The following is a 16956-nucleotide window of genomic DNA, read 5'->3' as shown; positions in this document are numbered from 1 at the left end:
GCCGGAGACTCCAGGGCTTGGGTATGGCGTGGGTCTGGGAAATTGCCGGGGACCGGCATGCTGCAGTGCAGCGACAACGCATTCGATTGAAATCTTTTTTTAACGTTGGTGTGTATACAAAAACGGTACTGGGTCGGATTTCCCCGGTGGCTGGCTCGGCGTCGACCGCCCCCCCCACCGCAAGGCCGGCGCAGGGTGGGCCATCCCGGGCGAAGCGGCTACACTGCCGCCCCGCTAGCCGAGTGCCCCTGCTGTGATTTCCCTTCGAAACTTCGCCATGCGCCGTGGCGAGCGGTTGCTGTTGTCCAATGTCGATCTGACCCTGCATGCCGGCTATCGGGTGGGCGTGGTCGGGCGCAACGGCACCGGCAAGTCGAGCCTGTTCGCGGCGATCCGCGGCGAGCTGGAGGCCGACAAGGGCGACGTGGAGTTGCCCGGCAAGCTGCGCACCGCCAGCGTCGCCCAGGAAACCCCGTCGCTGCCCGATCCGGCGCTGGACTTCGTGCTCGGCGGCGACACCGAGGTGGCCGCGGCGCTGCAGGCCGAGGCCGATGCGCTGGCCGCCGAGGACTGGGAGGCGGTCGCCGCGGCGCACGTGCGCCTGGAAGAGGTCGGCGGCTACGACGGCACCGCGCGCGCCGGCAAGCTGCTGCACGGCCTGGGCTTCCCGGCGGCGACGCATGCGCGCCCGGTCAAGGACTTCTCCGGCGGCTGGCGGGTGCGGCTGAACCTGGCGCGGGCGCTGATGATGCCCTCGGACCTGCTGCTGCTCGACGAGCCGACCAACCACCTGGACATGGACGCGGTGCTGTGGCTGGAGCAGTGGCTGCTGAAGTACCCGGGCACGCTGCTGCTGATCAGCCACGACCGCGAGTTCCTCGACAACGTCGCCACCCACACCCTGCACCTGCACGGCGGCGGCGCCAAGCTGTACGTCGGCGGCTACACCGATTTCGAGCGCCAGCGCACCGAGCAACTGCGCCAGCAGCAGATCGCGCACGAGAAGGAGCAGGCCGAGCGCGCCCACCTGCAGAGCTTCATCGACCGCTTCAAGGCCCAGGCCAGCAAGGCCAGCCAGGCGCAGAGCCGGATGAAGCGGCTGGCGAAGATGGCCGGCACCGAGGCGGTGCGCGCCGAGCGCGAGTTCCGCATCGCGTTCGCGCAGCCGAACCGGCTGCCGCATTCGCTGATCCGGCTCAACCATGCCGACTGCGGCTACGGCCGCGAGGTGATCCTGCGCCAGGCCGGCTTCGGCCTGGAGGCGGGCGACCGCATCGGCCTGCTCGGCCCCAACGGCGCCGGCAAGTCGACCCTGGTCAAGAGCCTGGTCGGCGAGCTCCCGTTGCTGAGCGGCGAACGCAGCGCGCATCCGGACCTGCGCATCGGCTACTTCGCTCAGCACACGGTGGAGTCGCTGCACGAAGGGCAGTCGCCGATCGACCATTTCCGCGAGAGCTCGCCGGACGCGTCGATCCAGGCGTTGCGCGACTTCCTCGGCAAGTGGAATTTCCCCGGCGACCGCGCCTTCGAGGTGGTGGACGGCTTCTCCGGCGGCGAGCGCGCGCGCCTGGCGCTGGCGCTGATCGCCTGGCAGCAGCCCAACGTGCTGCTGCTCGACGAGCCGACCAACCACCTGGACCTGGAGATGCGCGAGGCGCTGGCCGAGGCGCTGAGCGACTTCGAGGGCGCGATCGTGATGGTCTCGCACGACCGCCACCTGATCGGCCTGGTCTGCGACACGTTCTGGCGCGTGGCCGACGGCGTGGTCGAGCCGTTCGCCGGCGACCTGGACGAGTACGCGGCGTGGCTGCGCAGCCGCCCGGCCGCGCAGGGCACCAAGCAGAAGATGGCCGAGGCCGCGCCGACCCCGCCGCCGCCGGTCAAGCCGCTGCCGGCGAAGAAGCCGCCGAACCCGCACAAGCTGGCGGCCGCCGAGACGCGCGTCGGCGAGCTGGAGGCGGCGCTGGCCGAGCTCGACCGCCAACTCGCCGACCCCAGGCACTACCCCGACGCCGAGAAGATGGCGGTGCTGGGCCGCGACCGCGAAGCCGCCGCACAGCAGCTGGCGCAGGCCGAGCAGGCGTGGATGGAGTTGATCGAGGGCGCCTAGGGCGCTGCGCTCGCGTCGCGGGCGCACGCCGCCTTCGTTCCGGCGCCGCGTGCGCATGCCCGTTCATGCGCGCGCCAATAAGCTCGTGCCAACGGCAGCAGCGAACGGGACCGGCCGACCATGATCAGCGGCATCATCAGTCTGGACGACTATCTGGCCGCGCAGCACCTGCACCAGCGGCGCCCGCTGCGGCGTGCCTTGACGCTGATGGCGGCGCTGCTGCTTGTCGGGATGTCGCTTGCGGCGTTCGGCAGCGGCGACACCGTCCCCCTGATCGGCTTCGTTCTGAGCGGCGGCTGCCTGATCGGCCTGGCCCTGCTGTACGGGTGGAAACTGCCGCGCAAGCTGCGGCGCCTGCATGCGCAACAGGCGGCGCTGCGGCATGCCATCACCTATGCCTGGGACGACAACGGCCTGGAGGTCACCTGGTCGGGCGGGCAGGCGCGCCGTCCCTGGACCGATTTCATCCGTTATCGCGAGAGCCCGCAGGTGCTGCTGCTGTATCACAACGACATGCTGTTCGACATGGTGCCCACCCCCTGGTTCGCCGATGCCGCCCAACGCGAGACGTTCCGACGGCTGGCAGCGCGCGTGGGAAGCGACGACGCGCGCGCCGTGTAGCGCCGATAGCCGGGTGCCTGCGCGAATACCGATGAAGGATCGCGGCAGGTGCATGGCGTCCGTCTGAGGCACTGTCAGCGCGGATGGCCGGGCCATCGCCCGCTTGGCGCTTGCCGGCGGTGGATACCAGATCCTGGCCATGGATCTGGAAGGAACCGAGATCTGCGACTGGCTGACCGCACGCGGCATCACTTGCGTGCTGCTGAAATACCGCGTGCCGAACTCGGGGCCGACCTGGATCAACGGTCGCCGCTACTATCCGAAGGTACAGACCGCGCTGCAGGACGCGCAGCGCACGCTGGGCCTGGTGCGCCTGCATGCGGCGCAGTGGGGGATCGATCCGCACCAGGTCGGGGTGATCGGTTTTTCCGCGGGCGGGCACCTGGTGGCCGCGGCCAGCACGCATTTCGCCAAGCGCACGTATCCGGTGGTGGCCGCGGCCGACGCGGAGAGTTGCCGCCCGGATTTCGCCATCGCTGTCTATCCGGGCCACCTGTGGGCGCACGAGGACGAGGACGGCGCCACGCGCGATCCGACCCGCCTGGATCTGCGCCTTGACATCACCGTCAGCGCCACCACGCCGCCGACCTTACCTGCCGCAGGCCGAGGACGACGAGGTGGATGGGGTGACGCAGTCGCTTGCCTATTACGTCGCGCTGAAACAGGCCGGCGTGCCGACGGAAATGCATCTGTACGCGCAGGGCGGCCATGCCTTCGGTCTGCGCGCGGGCAAGCTGCCGGTCGCGCAGTGGCCGCACCTGGTGGAAACCTGGCTGGGGAGCATCGGCATGCTGGACGCGGCCGACGCGCGCTGAGGATCGCGGCGGCCGTCGCGCCAGGCGAACGCGGCAACGCTCAGCCGAGCGGGCCGAGCGCGCCCATCACGATCGGATCGTCCTGGTACAGCCGCGCCGGCCCGCCCATGGCCGGATCGCTGACCCCGTGCCTGCCGGTTTCCACGCGTCCGGCCAGGCGCTGGCGCGCGCCGTCCTGGACCAGCCACAGGTCGTACCAGCCGCCAGTCGGCGACGCGCTCCAACTGCGCCGTTGCTCGGTGCCGGGCGCCAGCAGCACGCTGTCGTGCGGTTGCGCCCGCGCATACGCGCCCGGCTGCAGTTCCACGCGCAACGCGCTGCTGCCGGGATTGCGCAGCAGCAGGCACAGCGCCTGCGGATCGTGCGCGTCCTGGGCGATCTCGGCGTACAGCGGCGGCGCGTCGAGGTCGCCGCGGTAGTGGCGGTGGAAGCCGTTGGGGCCGAGCAGCCACAGGTCGTAACTGCCGTCGTAGGTGGTCCAGGTGGCGTCCAGCGTCGCGCCGGCACCGACCGTGTAGCGCCGCGGGATCGCCGCCAGGTCGTAGCGGTCGTAGACGTGCAGTACCGCGGCCGCGCCGGCATTGGCCATGCGCAGCAGCACTTCGCCGCGCGCATCCACGTGCTGCAGCTGCACCGTCGGGCGGTACGGCAATGCCCGCGAGCGGCGTACGCCGAACGGCTGCTGCGGCGCCTGCACGGTGGCCGGCAGCGGCGGCAGCGCATGCTCGTGCAGCGCGGCCGCGCGCGCTGCGGCGGCGCCGACGTCCGGCAGGGAGGCGAAGAACGGGCGCGTATCGGCCTGGCGGAAATCGAAGGCATCCAGCAGGTCGCCGCAGACCGCGCGGCGCCACGGGGTCAGGCCGGCGGCGGCGACGCCGAAGCGGCGTTCCAGCAGGCGCAGCACCGAGGTGTGGTCGTAGACCTGCGAATCGATCCAGCCGCCGCGGCTCCACGGCGAGATCACGTACATCGGCACGCGTGGGCCCAGCCCATAGGGTCGGCCGCGCAACTCGGGCAGGTCGGCCTTTTCGTCGCCCGGCGCCGGGTGCAGGTGGTATTCGCCGTCGGTGCGCACCGTGGACGCGCCGGCCCAGCCGCCGGGCGCCGCCGGATCGGGCGAGGGCGGTGCAGGCGGCGGCACGTGGTCGAAGAAACCGTCGTTCTCGTCGAACATCAGCAGCAGCGCGGTGCGCGACCAGACCTTCGGGTCCGCGGTCAACGCATCCAGCACGCGCGCGGTGTAGGCCGCGCCCTGCGCGGGGCTGGACGGATCGGGATGCTCGCTGCCGGCGGCGTCGGCGATGATGAAGCTCACCGCCGGCAGCCGCGCGCCGAGCACGTCCTCGCGCAGTTGCGCCAGCGTGCGCGTGCCGACTCCGCGTTCGCGCAGTTGCGGATCGTGCCCGGGCGCGCCGCGCCAGGCGGCGCGGAACGGGGCGAAGCCGGCCAGCGGGTTGTCGGTGAAGTTGTCGGCCATGTCCTGGTAGATCTGCCAGGACACGCCGGCCTGCTGCAGCGCTTCCACGTAGCTGGGCCAGCGGTAGTCGTCCGCGTACCCGCCCAGTTCGGGAAAGTTGTCGTGCGAGTTGGCGATCGCCGGTCCGCCGGCGCGCGCCTGCGGATCGTTGTGCCCGGTCCACAGGAACACGCGGTTGGGATTGGTGCCGGCCTGGATCGCGCAGTGGTAGGCGTCGCACAGGGTGAAGGCCTCGGCCAGCGCGAACTGGAACGGCAGGTCGTCGCGTTCGAAGTGGGCCAGCGCGTGGTCGTGCTTGGCGGCGGCCCAGCGGCCCATGCGGCCATGGTCCCAGGCCTGCTGCGCATTGGGCCAGGTGTGCGGGGTGCCCTGCACGCGCATGCTGCGGAAGTCGCGCGCGGTGTGCAGCGGGAACGGCGTCAGCAGCCGGCTGCCGTCTTCGCTGGGTTGCAGCCAGACGCTGCGCGGAGCGCTGCCGGGCAACGGCGGCGCCGGGATCGGGAAGCGGTCGCCGAAGCCGCGTGCGCCGGCGAAGCTGCCGAAGTAATGGTCGAAGGCGCGGTTCTCCTGCATCAGGATCACCACGTGTTGCAGGTCCTGCAAGGTGCCGCTGCGCACGTCCGGGGCGATCGCGGCGGCGCGGGCGATGCTGGGCGGCAGCAGCGCGGCGGCGGCGGCGACGCCGGCCTGGAGCAGGCGGCGGCGGGGAAGATCGGTCATGGCGCGGGCACCGGCAGGACATGAGGAGAGGGCTCGCCGGCGGCGCCAGGCCGCCGGCGAGGACGCAGCATGGCTGCTGCGCGGCTACAGATCCAGGGTCAGGGTCAGCCCGACCGTGCGCGGCGCGGCGATGAAGGCGCTGTCGCTGCCGTCCACGCCCTGCAGGTAGCGCTTGTCGGTGAGATTGCTGACGTTGAGATCCAGCTTCATGCCCTGTAGCTGCGCCGATAGTTGCGACAGGCTCAGGCCCAGGTGCGCATCGAAGGTGGTGGCGCCGTCCAGGCTGCGCGTGTTGGAGGCATCCAGGTAGCGCTTGCCGAGGTAGCGCCCGGAGAGGCCGAACGCCCAGGCCTGGCCCTGCCAGTCGGCCGAGGCCACCAGGGTGTTGCGCGGTTGCCCGATCACCTGCGCGCCGGGCGTGATCTCCAGTGCCGTGTCGCGCGCGGCGTCGCCGCTGCCCAGGTAGGTCGCCTTGTTGAAGGTGTAGGCGCCGTTGACCCGCCAGCCGTTGCCCCAGCCATAGCCCAGCGCCGCTTCCACGCCGCGCGCATGCACGCCGCCGAAGTTCTCGTAGACGCCGTCGGTCTCGCCGAGGTAGTCGATGCCGTCGACGAAATTGGCCGGCACGTAGACGATGCGGTTGTCGAAGCGGATGTCGTACACGGTGACGCTGCCGGTCAGCGGCCAACGGCTGATGCGCAGGCCCAGCTCGATGTTGTCGGCGGTCTCCGGCTTGACCCGGCTCAGCGCCACTGGGTCGGTCTCGCCGAGCACGCCGGAAGGAATCGCGGCGAAGTTCTGCGAGTAGCCGGCGAAGGCTTCCAGGCCCTTCACCGGGGTGGTCCAGGTCAAGCCGGCGGAAAACAGCGGATCGGAATGCGAGTCCGATGCGACGTGTGCGCTGGCGCCGATGCGGCGGTCGCGGGTCTGGTCGACGAAGAACTGCTTGACGCCCATGCGCCAGGCGAAATTGCCGTAACGCATGACGTCTTCCACGTAGTGCATGCGCTCGTCGGTGTCGTAGCGGTCCTTGAACTGCACCCAGTACGGGGCATGGTCGAAGGCGATGTTGGTACCGACGTTGAGCAGCCGGTGCCAGTCGCGGGTGACGCTGCGCCGGTACTGCTCCAGCCACACGCCGGCGCGCGCGGTATTGTCGATCGCCCCCAGGGCGGTGCGCCATTGGGCATCGGCGGTGACGCCGGCGCGCTCGTTGGCGTAGTGGCTGTGGCGATAGGACTGCACCGGCAGCGAGCCGGCCGGATAGCAGGCCGGATCGAATTCGGCCGGCAGCGCCCCGTTGCCGCGGCAGCCGGGCCGCCGGGCCGCCGCCGCGCCGCTGGGAGTGACGAAGTAGATCTTGCCCAGATCGCTGCCGCCGGACACGGTGTGCCCGCCCAGGTATTCCGATTCCGGCGCGCCGCCGCCGTCGTTGGTCACGTCCACCAGGTAAGGCGGGATCCAGTCGCCGCGTCCGCGCATGCGGTGCGCGTAGCCGGCGAGCGTGGCCTTGACCCCGTTGCCGCCGTCGAACGCGCCGCGCAGGTAGCCGAAGCTGTTCTTGCGCAGCGCGCGCGAGCCGGAGCGGTAGTTCTGGTCCAGGTAGGGGATGCCGGTCAGGCGGCCGGTCAGCAGGTCGTGCTCGGGATCGCGCGCGAACTGCGCGGGGGTGACGCTGCTGTACTCGGATTCGTCGGCGTCGTCGTAGGACAGGTAGCCGCTGAGTTTCCACGCGCCCAGGTCGCTGTCGAACTTGCCGGCCAGGTGGTCGCGGGTGGTGTGGCCGCTGCCGTCGATCCAGTCGTCGTTGCTGCTGTGCGAGGCGCTGAGCCAGGCCTTGCTGGCGCCGATCAGGCCGCTGTCGTAGCGCGCGTAGTACTTGCGCGCGTCGTTGTCGCCGATGCCCGCCGCCGCGCGCACGCGCTGCGCGTCGAGCGGCGCGCTGGTCAGGTAGTTGAGCGTGCCGCCCAGCGCTTCGTTGGAGCGCGAGGCGATGTCGGCGGTGCCCTGGCTGACTTCGACCGTCTCCAGATCGAGCGGGTCGATGAAGCGGTTGGCCTTGGAGCCGCCGCCATAGGCCGAGCCGCCGTTGGGCAGGCCGTCGATGGTGGTGCCGATCTGCTGGGTGTCGCGGTTGCTGACGAAGCCGCGCATGCTGATCTGCGTGCCCCAGTCGGAGGAGCCGAACGCATCGGCCTCGGTCACGATCACCCCGGGCAACTCGTTGAGCACGTCGTTGACGCTGCCCATCGCGAACTGGCGGTCCAGCATCTCCTTGCTGACGCTGATCTTGGCATAGGTGGTGGCCTGGCCGACCACCTGGACCTGGTCCAGGGTGGAGATCTGCTCGCCAGCGTCGGCCGGAGCGGCGGCAGCGTTCGCCGCCTGGGCGTGGGCGACCATTGCCGACAGCAACAGGGCCAGCGTGGTCCGTCGCGGGACACGGGAACTTTTCGAAAAATTCATCAAAGGCGAACGCTTGCAGGTTGGGACCGTGATGGTGTCGACACATGGTTGCGCAGGTGTGACGGCTGGTTTGCGACTCTGCGCGCCTGCATCCGCGCCGAGGCTGTTCCTGCTTCCGTCGGGACCCCGGCCCCCTTTTTTCGGGGCCTGGTGGCCCACCGCGCCGGCTGCGTGTGCGGGCGCGGCCCGATCCACGTCGCCGGCCGGCGCTGCCGCCGCCGTCGCCATGGCTACGACAGGCGACGGCCTGACCCCCCGAGCCGGCCGCATCGCTTGAAAGCCTGCGCCCGGGCCTCATACTGGTCGTCCCCGTTCTTCCCGCGTTTTTGCCGCCATGCCGATCTATGCGTTCCAATGTGCCCAGTGCGGTCACAGCTTCGACCGCCTGCAGAAGCTGTCCGATCCCGATCCGCAGACCTGCCCGTCCTGCGGCGCGTCCGCGGTCAAGCGGCAGTTGACCGCGCCCTCGTTCCGCTTGTCCGGCAGTGGCTGGTACGAGACCGACTTCAAGAAGGACGGCGACAAGAAGCGCAATCTGACCGAGTCCGGCAGCAGCACCAGTGACGGCGAGGCCAAACCGGCCGCCGCGGCGTCCTCCACCGACAGCACGGCCAAGCCTGCGGCTCCCGCCGCGGCCGCCACGCCGGCGCCGGCGGCCAAGCCCGCGGCGACCTGAATCCTGCGTCCTCCAACGCGAACGGCCCGGAGTCGCCTCCGGGCCGTTCGCGTTTTCTGGTCAGGGAATCAGCGGGCGCCGAAGCGCGCCCGGCAGCCTTCCTTGACCCACACCGCATTGCCTTCGTAGCCCCAGTTGCGGCCTTCGACGCAGGCGGTGCCGGACAGCTGCTGGATCACCGCCGGGCGGCCCTGGCGCCGGTTCCAGGCGCAACGGCGCAGGCGCTTGTCCTGGCTGCTGCAGGTCACCGAGTAATTGCCGCCGGACGGCGGGCGGCCTGGACCCGGGCGGCCTGGACCGCCGCTGCGGCCTTCGGCGAACTCGCCGCGGCAGCCAGCGTCCACCCATACCGCGCCGTCGCGCTGGCCCCAACTGCGGCCCTCGATGCAGCGAGTGTCGGACAACTGCCGCACCAGCACCGCATTGCGCCAGCCGGTGTTGCAGACGCGCTGGCGCTTGTCCTGGCTCTCGCAACGGATGCTGCCGCCGGGACCGGCACCGTCGCCGCCAGCGCCCCAGCCGCCGCGGCCTTCGGCGAAGCGGCCGCGGCAGCCGCCGTCCACCCACACCACGCCGGGGCCGGAACCCCAGGTCTGGTCCTCGATGCACGGCGAATCCGACAGCGCGCCGACCAGCTGCGCGCGGCCGCGGAACGGGGTGGCGCACTGGCGGCGCTTGCGGTCGTTGCTGGAGCAGGCAATGGTCTGCGCGTTGAACCCCGGCTGCGGCCGCCACTGGCCGCTGCTGCCGCGCCGCGAGGTGGCGATGTCCTGCTGGATGCGGCCAAAGCCCCAGCCGCGGTCGATCTGGTCCAGGTAGAACTCCAATTGGTCGTCGGGGATCCGCCGGCCGCGCGACTGGTCGGCGTACTCGCGCTCGATCACCCGCACCCGGCTCGGCGCCGACAGTTGCCGCAGATCCTCGGGCGCGTAGGCGCGCGCGCGTTGCGCGGCCACCGGACCGCTGGCCAAGGCCAGTCCTGCCACCAACCACCAGCCGCTCAACCGCTTCAACATGCATTCCCTCCGATGCCCGTGGATGCGGCCGGACTATAGCCTCACGGAAACCTGGGCGGAGTGAGCCGGGTCGCGATTTGCCCGGACCGGCGCTGCGCTCCAGAATATCCTGCTTGCCGGCGCGTTCTGCGGCGGCGGCCCCACCTTGGAGTTTGCGATGCGTACCCACTACTGCGGCCTGGTCGACGAGACCCTGATCGGCCAAACCGTCACCCTGGCCGGCTGGACCGATGTCGCGCGCAATCTCGGCGGCGTCTGCTTCATCGACCTGCGCGACCACGAGGGCATCGTGCAGGTGACGGTGGAGCCGGAGTGCGCGGAGGTGTTCGCGGTCGCCGCCTCGCTGGGTTACGAGGACGTGCTGCAGGTCGAAGGCGTGGTGCGTGCGCGGCATGCGGTCAACGACAAGCTGCGCAGCGGCAAGGTCGAGGTGATCGCCACCCGCATCGGCGTGCTCAACAAGGCCGCGCCGCTGCCGTTCCACGCGCACGAGAACCCAGGCGAGGAAACCCGCCTGAAGTACCGCTACCTGGACCTGCGCCGGCCGCAAATGCAGCGCATGCAGCGCACCCGCATCAAGCTGGTGCAGGCGCTGCGCCGCTACCTGGACGCGCGCGGCTTCCAGGACATCGAGACCCCGATCCTGACCAAGGCCACCCCGGAAGGCGCGCGCGACTTCCTGGTGCCGGCGCGCATGCATCCGGGCGAGTTCTACGCACTGCCGCAGAGCCCGCAGCTGTTCAAGCAGATCCTGATGGTGGCCGGCTTCGACCGCTACTACCAGATCGCGCGCTGCTTCCGCGACGAGGCGTTGCGCGCCGACCGCCAACTCGAGTTCACCCAGTTGGACATGGAATTCGCCTTCGTGCGCGAGCGCGACGTGCAGGATGCGGTGGAACAGATGATCCGCCACATCTTCAAGGAAGTGGTGGACGTGGAGCTGGCCGCCGAATTCCCGCGCATGACCTGGGCCGAGGCGATGCGCCGCTTCGGTTCGGACAAGCCGGACCTGCGCATCGGCCTGGAACTGGTCGACGTGGCCGAACTGGTCGCGGGCAGTGAATTCAAGGCGTTCGCCGATGCCGCCGCCGATGCCGGCGGCCGCGTCGTCGCGCTGCGCATTCCCGGCGGCGCCGCGCTGTCGCGCAAGCAGATCGACGACTACGCCGCGCACGCGGCCAAGTACGGCGCCAAGGGCCTGGCCTACGTCAAGATCGCCGACAACGGCGAGGTCGCCTCGCCGATCGCCAAGTTCTTCGCGCCGGACGCGTTCGCCACGCTGCTGCGGCACGTCCGCGCCGGCAGCGGCGACATCGTGTTCTTCGGCGCCGGCGGCTACAACAAGGTCTCCGATTTCATGGGCGCGCTGCGGCTGAAGGCCGGCAAGGACTTCGGCCTGGTCGCCGACGGCTGGGCGCCGCTGTGGGTCACCGACTTCCCGATGTTCGAATGGGACGAGCAGGCGCAGCGCTACGTCGCCCTGCATCACCCCTTCACCGCACCGGCGGTGGACGACATCGCCGACCTGCGCGAGCACGCCAGGACCGCGGTGTCGCGCGGCTACGACATGGTGCTCAACGGCAACGAGATCGGCGGCGGCTCGATCCGTATCCACCGCCCGCAGATGCAGAGCGCGGTGTTCGAGCTGCTTGGCATCGGCGCCGAGGAGGCGCGCGCCAAGTTCGGTTTCCTGCTCGATGCGCTGAACTACGGCGCACCGCCGCACGGCGGCATCGCCTTCGGCATCGACCGTATCGCCGCGCTGATGGCCGGCACCGACTCGATCCGCGACGTGATCCCGTTCCCCAAGACCACCGGTGCGCAGGACCTGATGACCGATGCGCCGTCGCCGATCGCCGATGCGCAGCTGGCCGAGGTGCATGTGCAGGTGCGCGCCAAGCCGGTGCAGGGCTGAGCGATGGCATTGGCGATCCGCCAGGCCACGCCGGACCACGCCGCCACGCTGGCGGCGCTGGCCGCGGCCACCTTCACCGAGACCTTCGGCCAGCTGTATTCGCCGCAGGACCTGCATGGCTTTCTCGGTCAGACCTACACCGCGGCGCGGCAGCGCACCATCCTGCAGCACCCGGACTACGCGGTCTGGCTGCTGGAGGACGACGGCGTGGCGGTGGGCCATGCCGCGGCCGGCCCGTGCGGCCTGCCGCACGCCGAGGTGCGGCCCGGCGACGGCGAACTGAAGCGGCTGTACCTGCTGCGCTCGCACCAGAACAGCGGCTGGGGCAGCCGCCTGTTCGAGACCGCGCTGGCCTGGCTGGAACGCGACGGCCCGCGCACGCTGTGGATCGGGGTGTGGTCGCAGAACTTCGGCGCGCAGCGCTTCTACGCGCGCTACGGCTTCGAGAAGGTCGGCACCTACGAGTTCCCGGTCGGGCAGACCCGCGACCTGGAGTTCATCCTGCGGCGCCCGCCGCGCTGAGGGCCGCTCCGCCTCGCCGCGGATCTGCATCCTATCGGTGCGCGGCGGGGCGCCGCACCGGCGTTCGCGCCCGCGGCTGAACCGTGACGGGCGCCGGCGCGGACAGCGCAGTTGCGCGGCGCCGGCGCGGCTTGTGGCGATCCGCGTGCATCGCCCACCATGTATATGTATATCTGTTGCAGCGACCGCCGTCCTCGCCCCCGCACGGAGCCCGCCCGCATGTGGATCGTCCAGTACGCCTTGTTGCGCCGCTACACCATCGGCGTGCTCGCTCTGCTGATCCTGTTGTTCGGCCTGCAATCGGCGCGGCGCATGCCCACCGACATCCTGCCCGAGGTCGGCATCGCCTCGGTCAACCTGATCTGGACCTACGCCGGTCTGCCGGCGGCCGAGATGGCGGCCAAGCTGACCTCGTTCTCCGAGATCTCGGTGCTCAACAACGTCGACGACCTGAAGGAGGTGCGCTCGGAAAGCCTGAACGGCATCGGCATCGTGCGTGCCGACTTCCAGCCCGGGGTCAATCTGGAGCGCGCGCTGGCGCAGATGACCGCGGTCTCGCAGACCATCCTGCGGCGCATGCCGCCGGGGACGTCGCCGCCGCTGGTGGTGCGCAACAACGTCTCCAGCACGCCGGTGTTGCAACTGGTGCTGTCCTCGGACGCGATGAGCCCGGCGCAACTGTACGATTATGCGCGCCTGCAACTGCGCTCGCAGATCCAGTCGATCCCGGGCATCCGCATGAGCCTGCCGTACGGCGGCGCGGCGCGGCAGATCATGGTGGACCTGGACCCGCAGGCGCTGCAGATCTACGGCCTGATCCCGCAGGAGGTGGCCGCGGCGCTGGAGCGCGGCAGCCCGACGCTGCCGTCGGGCAACATCCGCGAAGGCGCGCGCGAAATGCAGATCTCGCTGGAGACCAGCCCGGAGAGCGCCGCCGGCTTCCTCGACCTGCCGGTCGCCAGCCGCGGCGGCAACGTGATCTACGTGCGCGACGTGGCCAACGTGCGCGACGGCGGCGCGCTGCAGACCAATATCGCGCGCATGGACGGCGCCGATGCGGTCTCGGTGGCGCTGATCAAGATGGGCGGCGCCTCGGCAGTGGAGATCGTGCGCCAGGTGCGCGAGCGGCTGCCGGAAATCGTCGCCTCGGCGCCGCCTGGCACGCGCATCGAGCCGATCTTCGACCAGTCCGTCTTCGTCGACAACGCGATCGGCTCGATCCGCCACGAGGCGCTGCTGGTCGGGCTGCTGGTGGCGGCGGTGGTGTTGGTGTTCGTCGGCTCGTGGCGCTCGAGCTTGATCGTGCTGTCGGCGATCCCGTTGGCGTTGCTGGCCTCGGTGACCGCGCTGTACCTGCTGGGCCATACCTTCAACGTGATGACCCTGGGCGGGCTGGCGCTGGCGATCGGCATCCTGGTCGACAACGCGGTGGTGGACGTGGAGAACACCAACCGCCACCTCGCCATGGGCAAGGACGTGCGCAGCGCGATCCTGGACAGCGCCGGCGAAGTGGTGTTCCCCGAGTTCGTCTCCACCGTGTCGATCTGCATCGTGCTCACCCCGATCCTGCTGATGACGGGGCTGTCGGCCTGGGTGTTCACGCCGCTGGCGCTGGCGGTGATCTTCGCGATGCTGGCCTCGTTCCTGCTCTCGCGCACGCTGATCCCGGTGCTGTGCTACCTGCTGCTGCCGGCCGACATCCGCAGCCGCGCGCGGCCGCGCTGGGCCGCCGAGCGCGCGCTGCTGGCCCTGCACCGGCGCGTGGACCGCGCCCTGGAACGGCTGCGCGAGCGCCACCATGCGCTGCTGTACCGGCTCGGCCATCGTGGCGGGATGCTGGCGCTGGCGGCGTTCGCGCTGCTGGCCCTGGGCCTGGGCGCGGCGGCGATGCTCGGGCGCGAGTACTTCCCGCAGGTCGATGCCGGGCAGTTGCGGCTGCAGGTGCGGCTGCCGTCGGGGACCCGGCTGGAGCAGACCGCGCAGCGGCTGGCGCAGGTCCAGCGCGAGATCCGCGACATCATTCCCGCCGCCGAGTTGCAGACCGTCTACGAGCAGATCGGCATCCCGGACGCGGTCAACCTGGCCTGGGTGGACAGCGCCGTGGTCGGTGCGTTCGAGGCCGAACTGATGCTGCAGCTGCGCACCCCGCACGCGCCCACCGCCGATTACTTGAAGGCGATCCGCGCGCGCATCGCCGAGCGCTACCCCGAGGTGCGCCTGTTCGAACGGCCGCCCGACGCCACCGGTCGCACCCTGGCCGGCGCGGCGGTGGGCGCGCTGGAGGTGCGCTTCAACGGGCGCGAGGCCGCCGGCAACCTGGCGCTGGCACGCGAACTGGTGCCGCGGCTGCGGCAGGTGCCCGGCGCGACCGACGTGATGGTGCGGCAGGTGCTGGATCTGCCCGAGTACCGCATCGCGATCGACCGCAGCCGCGCCGCCCAGCTCGGCATCAGCGCCCAGGACGCCAGCCGCGCGGTGCTCGCGGTGCTGGGGTCGTCGGGCACGGTGACCCCGGTGTACTGGGTGGAACAGGCCACCGCGACGTCCTATACGGTGCAGTTGCAGGTGCTGCCCGAGGACCTGGACGGCATCGAGGCGCTGCTCAATACGCCGCTGCGCATCGGCGCCGACGGCAACGTGCTGTTGCGCAACATCGCCAACGTGACCCCGCGCGCGGTGCCGGCCAGCGTCGGCCGGGTGATGATGGCGCCGACCGTGAGCGTGGTCGCCAACGTGCAAGGGCGCGACCTCGGTTCGGTGCACGCGGCGCTGACCGACATCACCGCGCAGATGCAGGCCCGGCTCAAGCCCGGCAACCGCATCGAGATCGTCGGCCAGGCCGGGGAAATGCACAGCGCCTACGGCGAACTCGGCTCGGGCCTGATGCTGGCGGCGGTGCTGGTGTTCCTGGTGCTGGTGGTCAACTTCCAGTCCTGGGTGCAGCCGCTGGTGGCGATGTCCGGGCTGCCGCTGGCGATCGCCGGTGCGGCGGTGGCGCTGTGCGTCACCGGCACCCCGCTCAGCGTGCCGGCGCTGATGGGGGGGATGATGGTCATCGGCGTGTCCACCGCCAACAGCGTGCTGGTGACCAGCTTTGCGCGCAACCTGATCGGGCAGGGCCACGATCCCGAGCAGGCCGCCTACGAGGCCGCGGCGGTGCGCCTGCGGCCGGTGCTGATGACTGCCAGCGCGATGGTGCTGGGCATCGTGCCGATGGCGCTGGGGCTGGGCGAGGGCGGCGAGCAGAACGCGCCGCTGGGTCGCGCGGTGATCGGCGGCCTGCTGTTCGGCACCCCGGCCACGCTGCTGCTGGTGCCGTCGATCCTGGCCGTGCTCGGCCGCCGCCACAACCGCCGCCACGCCGCGGCCGCCGATGGCCTTGCGGCCGGCAACGAAGGAGTCGTTCGATGACTGCCATGAAGATCGCACCGCGTCCGTTCCCGCACGTCGCCGGCGCGGTTGCGGCGCTCGCCTTGGCCTGCGCCGCGCTTGCCGGCTGCGACAAGCGGCGCTCGGCCGCGGCGCCCGCCGCAGTTCCCGAAGTGGCGACGGTGCAGGCCCGCGCGGCCGCTGCCGACGCTGTGCTGGCGCTGCCGGCGCGGGCGCAGGCCGGGCAGACCGCGCAGGTGTACGCGCGCGCCACCGGCCTGGTGGCCACGCGCCTGGTCGATCTCGGCGACCGCGTCCGCGCCGGTCAGGTGCTGGCCACCATCGCCGCGCCGGAAATCGATCAGGCGGTGCGCCAAGCGCAGGCCCAGGTGCTGCAGGCCGAGGCCGACCTGACCCTGGCGCGCGGCAACTACGAACGCGCCGCGGCGATGCTGCGCGGCCAGTTGATCTCGCGCCAGGACTACAGCAGCCGGCTGGGCGCGCGCGATGCGGCGCAGGCGGCACTGGACGTGGCGCGTGCGCAGCTGTCCAGCGCGCGCGCGCGGCAGGGCTTCGGCAGTGTGCGTGCGCCGTTCGACGGGGTGATCAGCGCGCGCAACATCGAGCAGGGCGACCGCGTGGTCGGCGATGCCGCCGCGGCCACGCTGCCGATGTTCCGGATCGATGCGCTGGACCCGCTGCGCATCGCCGTGGACGTGCCGCAGAGCGCCGCATTGCAGGTGCGCCCGGGCCTGCGCGCGCAGGTGACGTTCCCGGAACTGCCGGGCGAACGCTTCGATGCCGAGGTGATGCGCAGTGCGCAGCGCATTTCCGAGGATGCCGGCGGCATGCGGGTGGAACTGCGCCTTCCCAACCCCGGCAACCGGCTGCCTGCCGGCATGGTCGGGCAGGTGCGCCTGCAGGTGCCGCGCGCGGCGCCGGCGGCGCTGCTGCCGCTGGCGACGCTGGTGCAGGACGGCGCCGTGGCCAAGGTGGGCAAGGTCGGCAGGGACCAGCGGCTGCGCTATGTGGCGGTGGTGCTGGGCCGCAACCTGGGCAACGAGATCGAGGTGCTGGCCGGCGTGGCCGCCGGCGACAGGGTCGTGCTGGCGCCCAATGCGCTGCTCGCCGAGGGCGCGCGCGTGCGCGCGGCCGCGCGCTGAGGCGCCGCAGCGGTTGCTTGCCTGCCCGGCCCCGCGCGGCCCAGGCGCAGACGGCGGGCGTGCCCTGGCCGGGGGGCTGGCGCCGG

At 71.2% G+C, this 16956-nt stretch carries 10 protein-coding genes and 1 pseudogene; 8 read left to right on the top strand and 3 right to left on the bottom strand.

Annotated elements, in window-relative coordinates:
* Positions 1–253 precede the first annotated feature (253 nt).
* The 3 genes and pseudogenes from G4Q83_RS08935 to G4Q83_RS08925 form a co-directional block, all read left to right on the top strand.
* A complete protein-coding gene (locus G4Q83_RS08935; RefSeq protein WP_185817385.1) occupies positions 254–2110 on the top strand; it encodes an ABC-F family ATP-binding cassette domain-containing protein in 1857 nt (618 codons plus the stop codon).
* A 120-nt stretch (positions 2111–2230) separates the two neighbouring features.
* Complete coding sequence (locus G4Q83_RS08930; RefSeq protein ID WP_128418681.1) at positions 2231–2731, top strand: YcxB family protein; 501 nt, start codon at positions 2231–2233, stop codon at positions 2729–2731.
* Between the two features lie 97 nt (positions 2732–2828).
* Positions 2829–3546 (top strand): annotated as a pseudogene (locus G4Q83_RS08925) (alpha/beta hydrolase); the annotation flags it as partial.
* Positions 3547–3586: 40 nt separating this feature from the next.
* Here the strand turns inward: G4Q83_RS08925 and G4Q83_RS08920 are convergent.
* Positions 3587–5743, bottom strand: coding sequence for a phosphocholine-specific phospholipase C (locus G4Q83_RS08920; protein WP_128418682.1), 2157 nt, complete (start codon positions 5741–5743; stop codon positions 3587–3589).
* Positions 5744–5827: 84 nt separating this feature from the next.
* The gene (locus tag G4Q83_RS08915; RefSeq protein WP_128418683.1) at positions 5828–8209 is read right to left on the bottom strand and encodes a TonB-dependent receptor domain-containing protein; all 2382 of its coding nucleotides are present in this window, start codon (positions 8207–8209) and stop codon (positions 5828–5830) included.
* 334 nt (positions 8210–8543) lie between these two features.
* On the opposite strand from G4Q83_RS08915, the gene G4Q83_RS08910 reads away from it, so the two are divergent.
* Positions 8544–8885, top strand: a complete 342-nt coding sequence (locus tag G4Q83_RS08910; protein ID WP_128418684.1) for an FmdB family zinc ribbon protein — start codon at positions 8544–8546, stop codon at positions 8883–8885.
* A gap of 68 nt (positions 8886–8953) precedes the next feature.
* Here G4Q83_RS08910 and G4Q83_RS08905 read toward each other — a convergent pair whose 3' ends face one another.
* Positions 8954–9901 (bottom strand): DUF3011 domain-containing protein, encoded by a 948-nt coding sequence (locus G4Q83_RS08905; protein ID WP_128418685.1) that lies wholly within the window; start codon positions 9899–9901, stop codon positions 8954–8956.
* A gap of 157 nt (positions 9902–10058) precedes the next feature.
* Between G4Q83_RS08905 and aspS the strand changes: the two genes are divergently transcribed.
* The 4 genes from aspS to G4Q83_RS08885 all read left to right on the top strand — a co-directional run bounded on the left by aspS (position 10059) and on the right by G4Q83_RS08885 (position 16870).
* Positions 10059–11816 carry an aspartate--tRNA ligase gene (aspS, locus tag G4Q83_RS08900; protein ID WP_128418686.1) on the top strand — a complete coding sequence of 586 codons (1758 nt, stop codon included), beginning with the start codon at positions 10059–10061 and terminating at the stop codon, positions 11814–11816.
* A gap of 3 nt (positions 11817–11819) precedes the next feature.
* Positions 11820–12338, top strand: coding sequence for a GNAT family N-acetyltransferase (locus G4Q83_RS08895; protein WP_128418687.1), 519 nt, complete (start codon positions 11820–11822; stop codon positions 12336–12338).
* 219 nt (positions 12339–12557) lie between these two features.
* Positions 12558–15749 (top strand): efflux RND transporter permease subunit, encoded by a 3192-nt coding sequence (locus tag G4Q83_RS08890; RefSeq protein WP_128418688.1) that lies wholly within the window; start codon positions 12558–12560, stop codon positions 15747–15749.
* Entirely contained in the window at positions 15746–16870 is a 1125-nt protein-coding gene (locus G4Q83_RS08885) for an efflux RND transporter periplasmic adaptor subunit (RefSeq protein ID WP_128418689.1), read from the top strand. Before G4Q83_RS08890 ends, G4Q83_RS08885 begins: the two co-directional genes overlap by 4 nt.
* Positions 16871–16956 lie beyond the last annotated feature (86 nt).

The sequence above is a fragment of the Xanthomonas theicola genome (assembly GCF_014236795.1).
GTDB classification, from domain to species: Bacteria; Pseudomonadota; Gammaproteobacteria; order Xanthomonadales; family Xanthomonadaceae; genus Xanthomonas_A; species Xanthomonas_A theicola.
This window is presented reverse-complemented; position numbering and strand designations above follow the sequence as displayed.

Coding starts and splice junctions, on each gene's coding strand:
- G4Q83_RS08920 (WP_128418682.1), bottom strand. CDS start 5,743: ATGACCGATCTTCCCCGCCGCCGCCTGCTCCAGGCCGGCGTCGCCGCC.
- aspS (WP_128418686.1), top strand. CDS start 10,059: ATGCGTACCCACTACTGCGGCCTGGTCGACGAGACCCTGATCGGCCAA.
- G4Q83_RS08890 (WP_128418688.1), top strand. CDS start 12,558: ATGTGGATCGTCCAGTACGCCTTGTTGCGCCGCTACACCATCGGCGTG.
- G4Q83_RS08915 (WP_128418683.1), bottom strand. CDS start 8,209: ATGAATTTTTCGAAAAGTTCCCGTGTCCCGCGACGGACCACGCTGGCC.
- G4Q83_RS08930 (WP_128418681.1), top strand. CDS start 2,231: ATGATCAGCGGCATCATCAGTCTGGACGACTATCTGGCCGCGCAGCAC.
- G4Q83_RS08905 (WP_128418685.1), bottom strand. CDS start 9,901: ATGTTGAAGCGGTTGAGCGGCTGGTGGTTGGTGGCAGGACTGGCCTTG.
- G4Q83_RS08885 (WP_128418689.1), top strand. CDS start 15,746: ATGACTGCCATGAAGATCGCACCGCGTCCGTTCCCGCACGTCGCCGGC.
- G4Q83_RS08895 (WP_128418687.1), top strand. CDS start 11,820: ATGGCATTGGCGATCCGCCAGGCCACGCCGGACCACGCCGCCACGCTG.
- G4Q83_RS08910 (WP_128418684.1), top strand. CDS start 8,544: ATGCCGATCTATGCGTTCCAATGTGCCCAGTGCGGTCACAGCTTCGAC.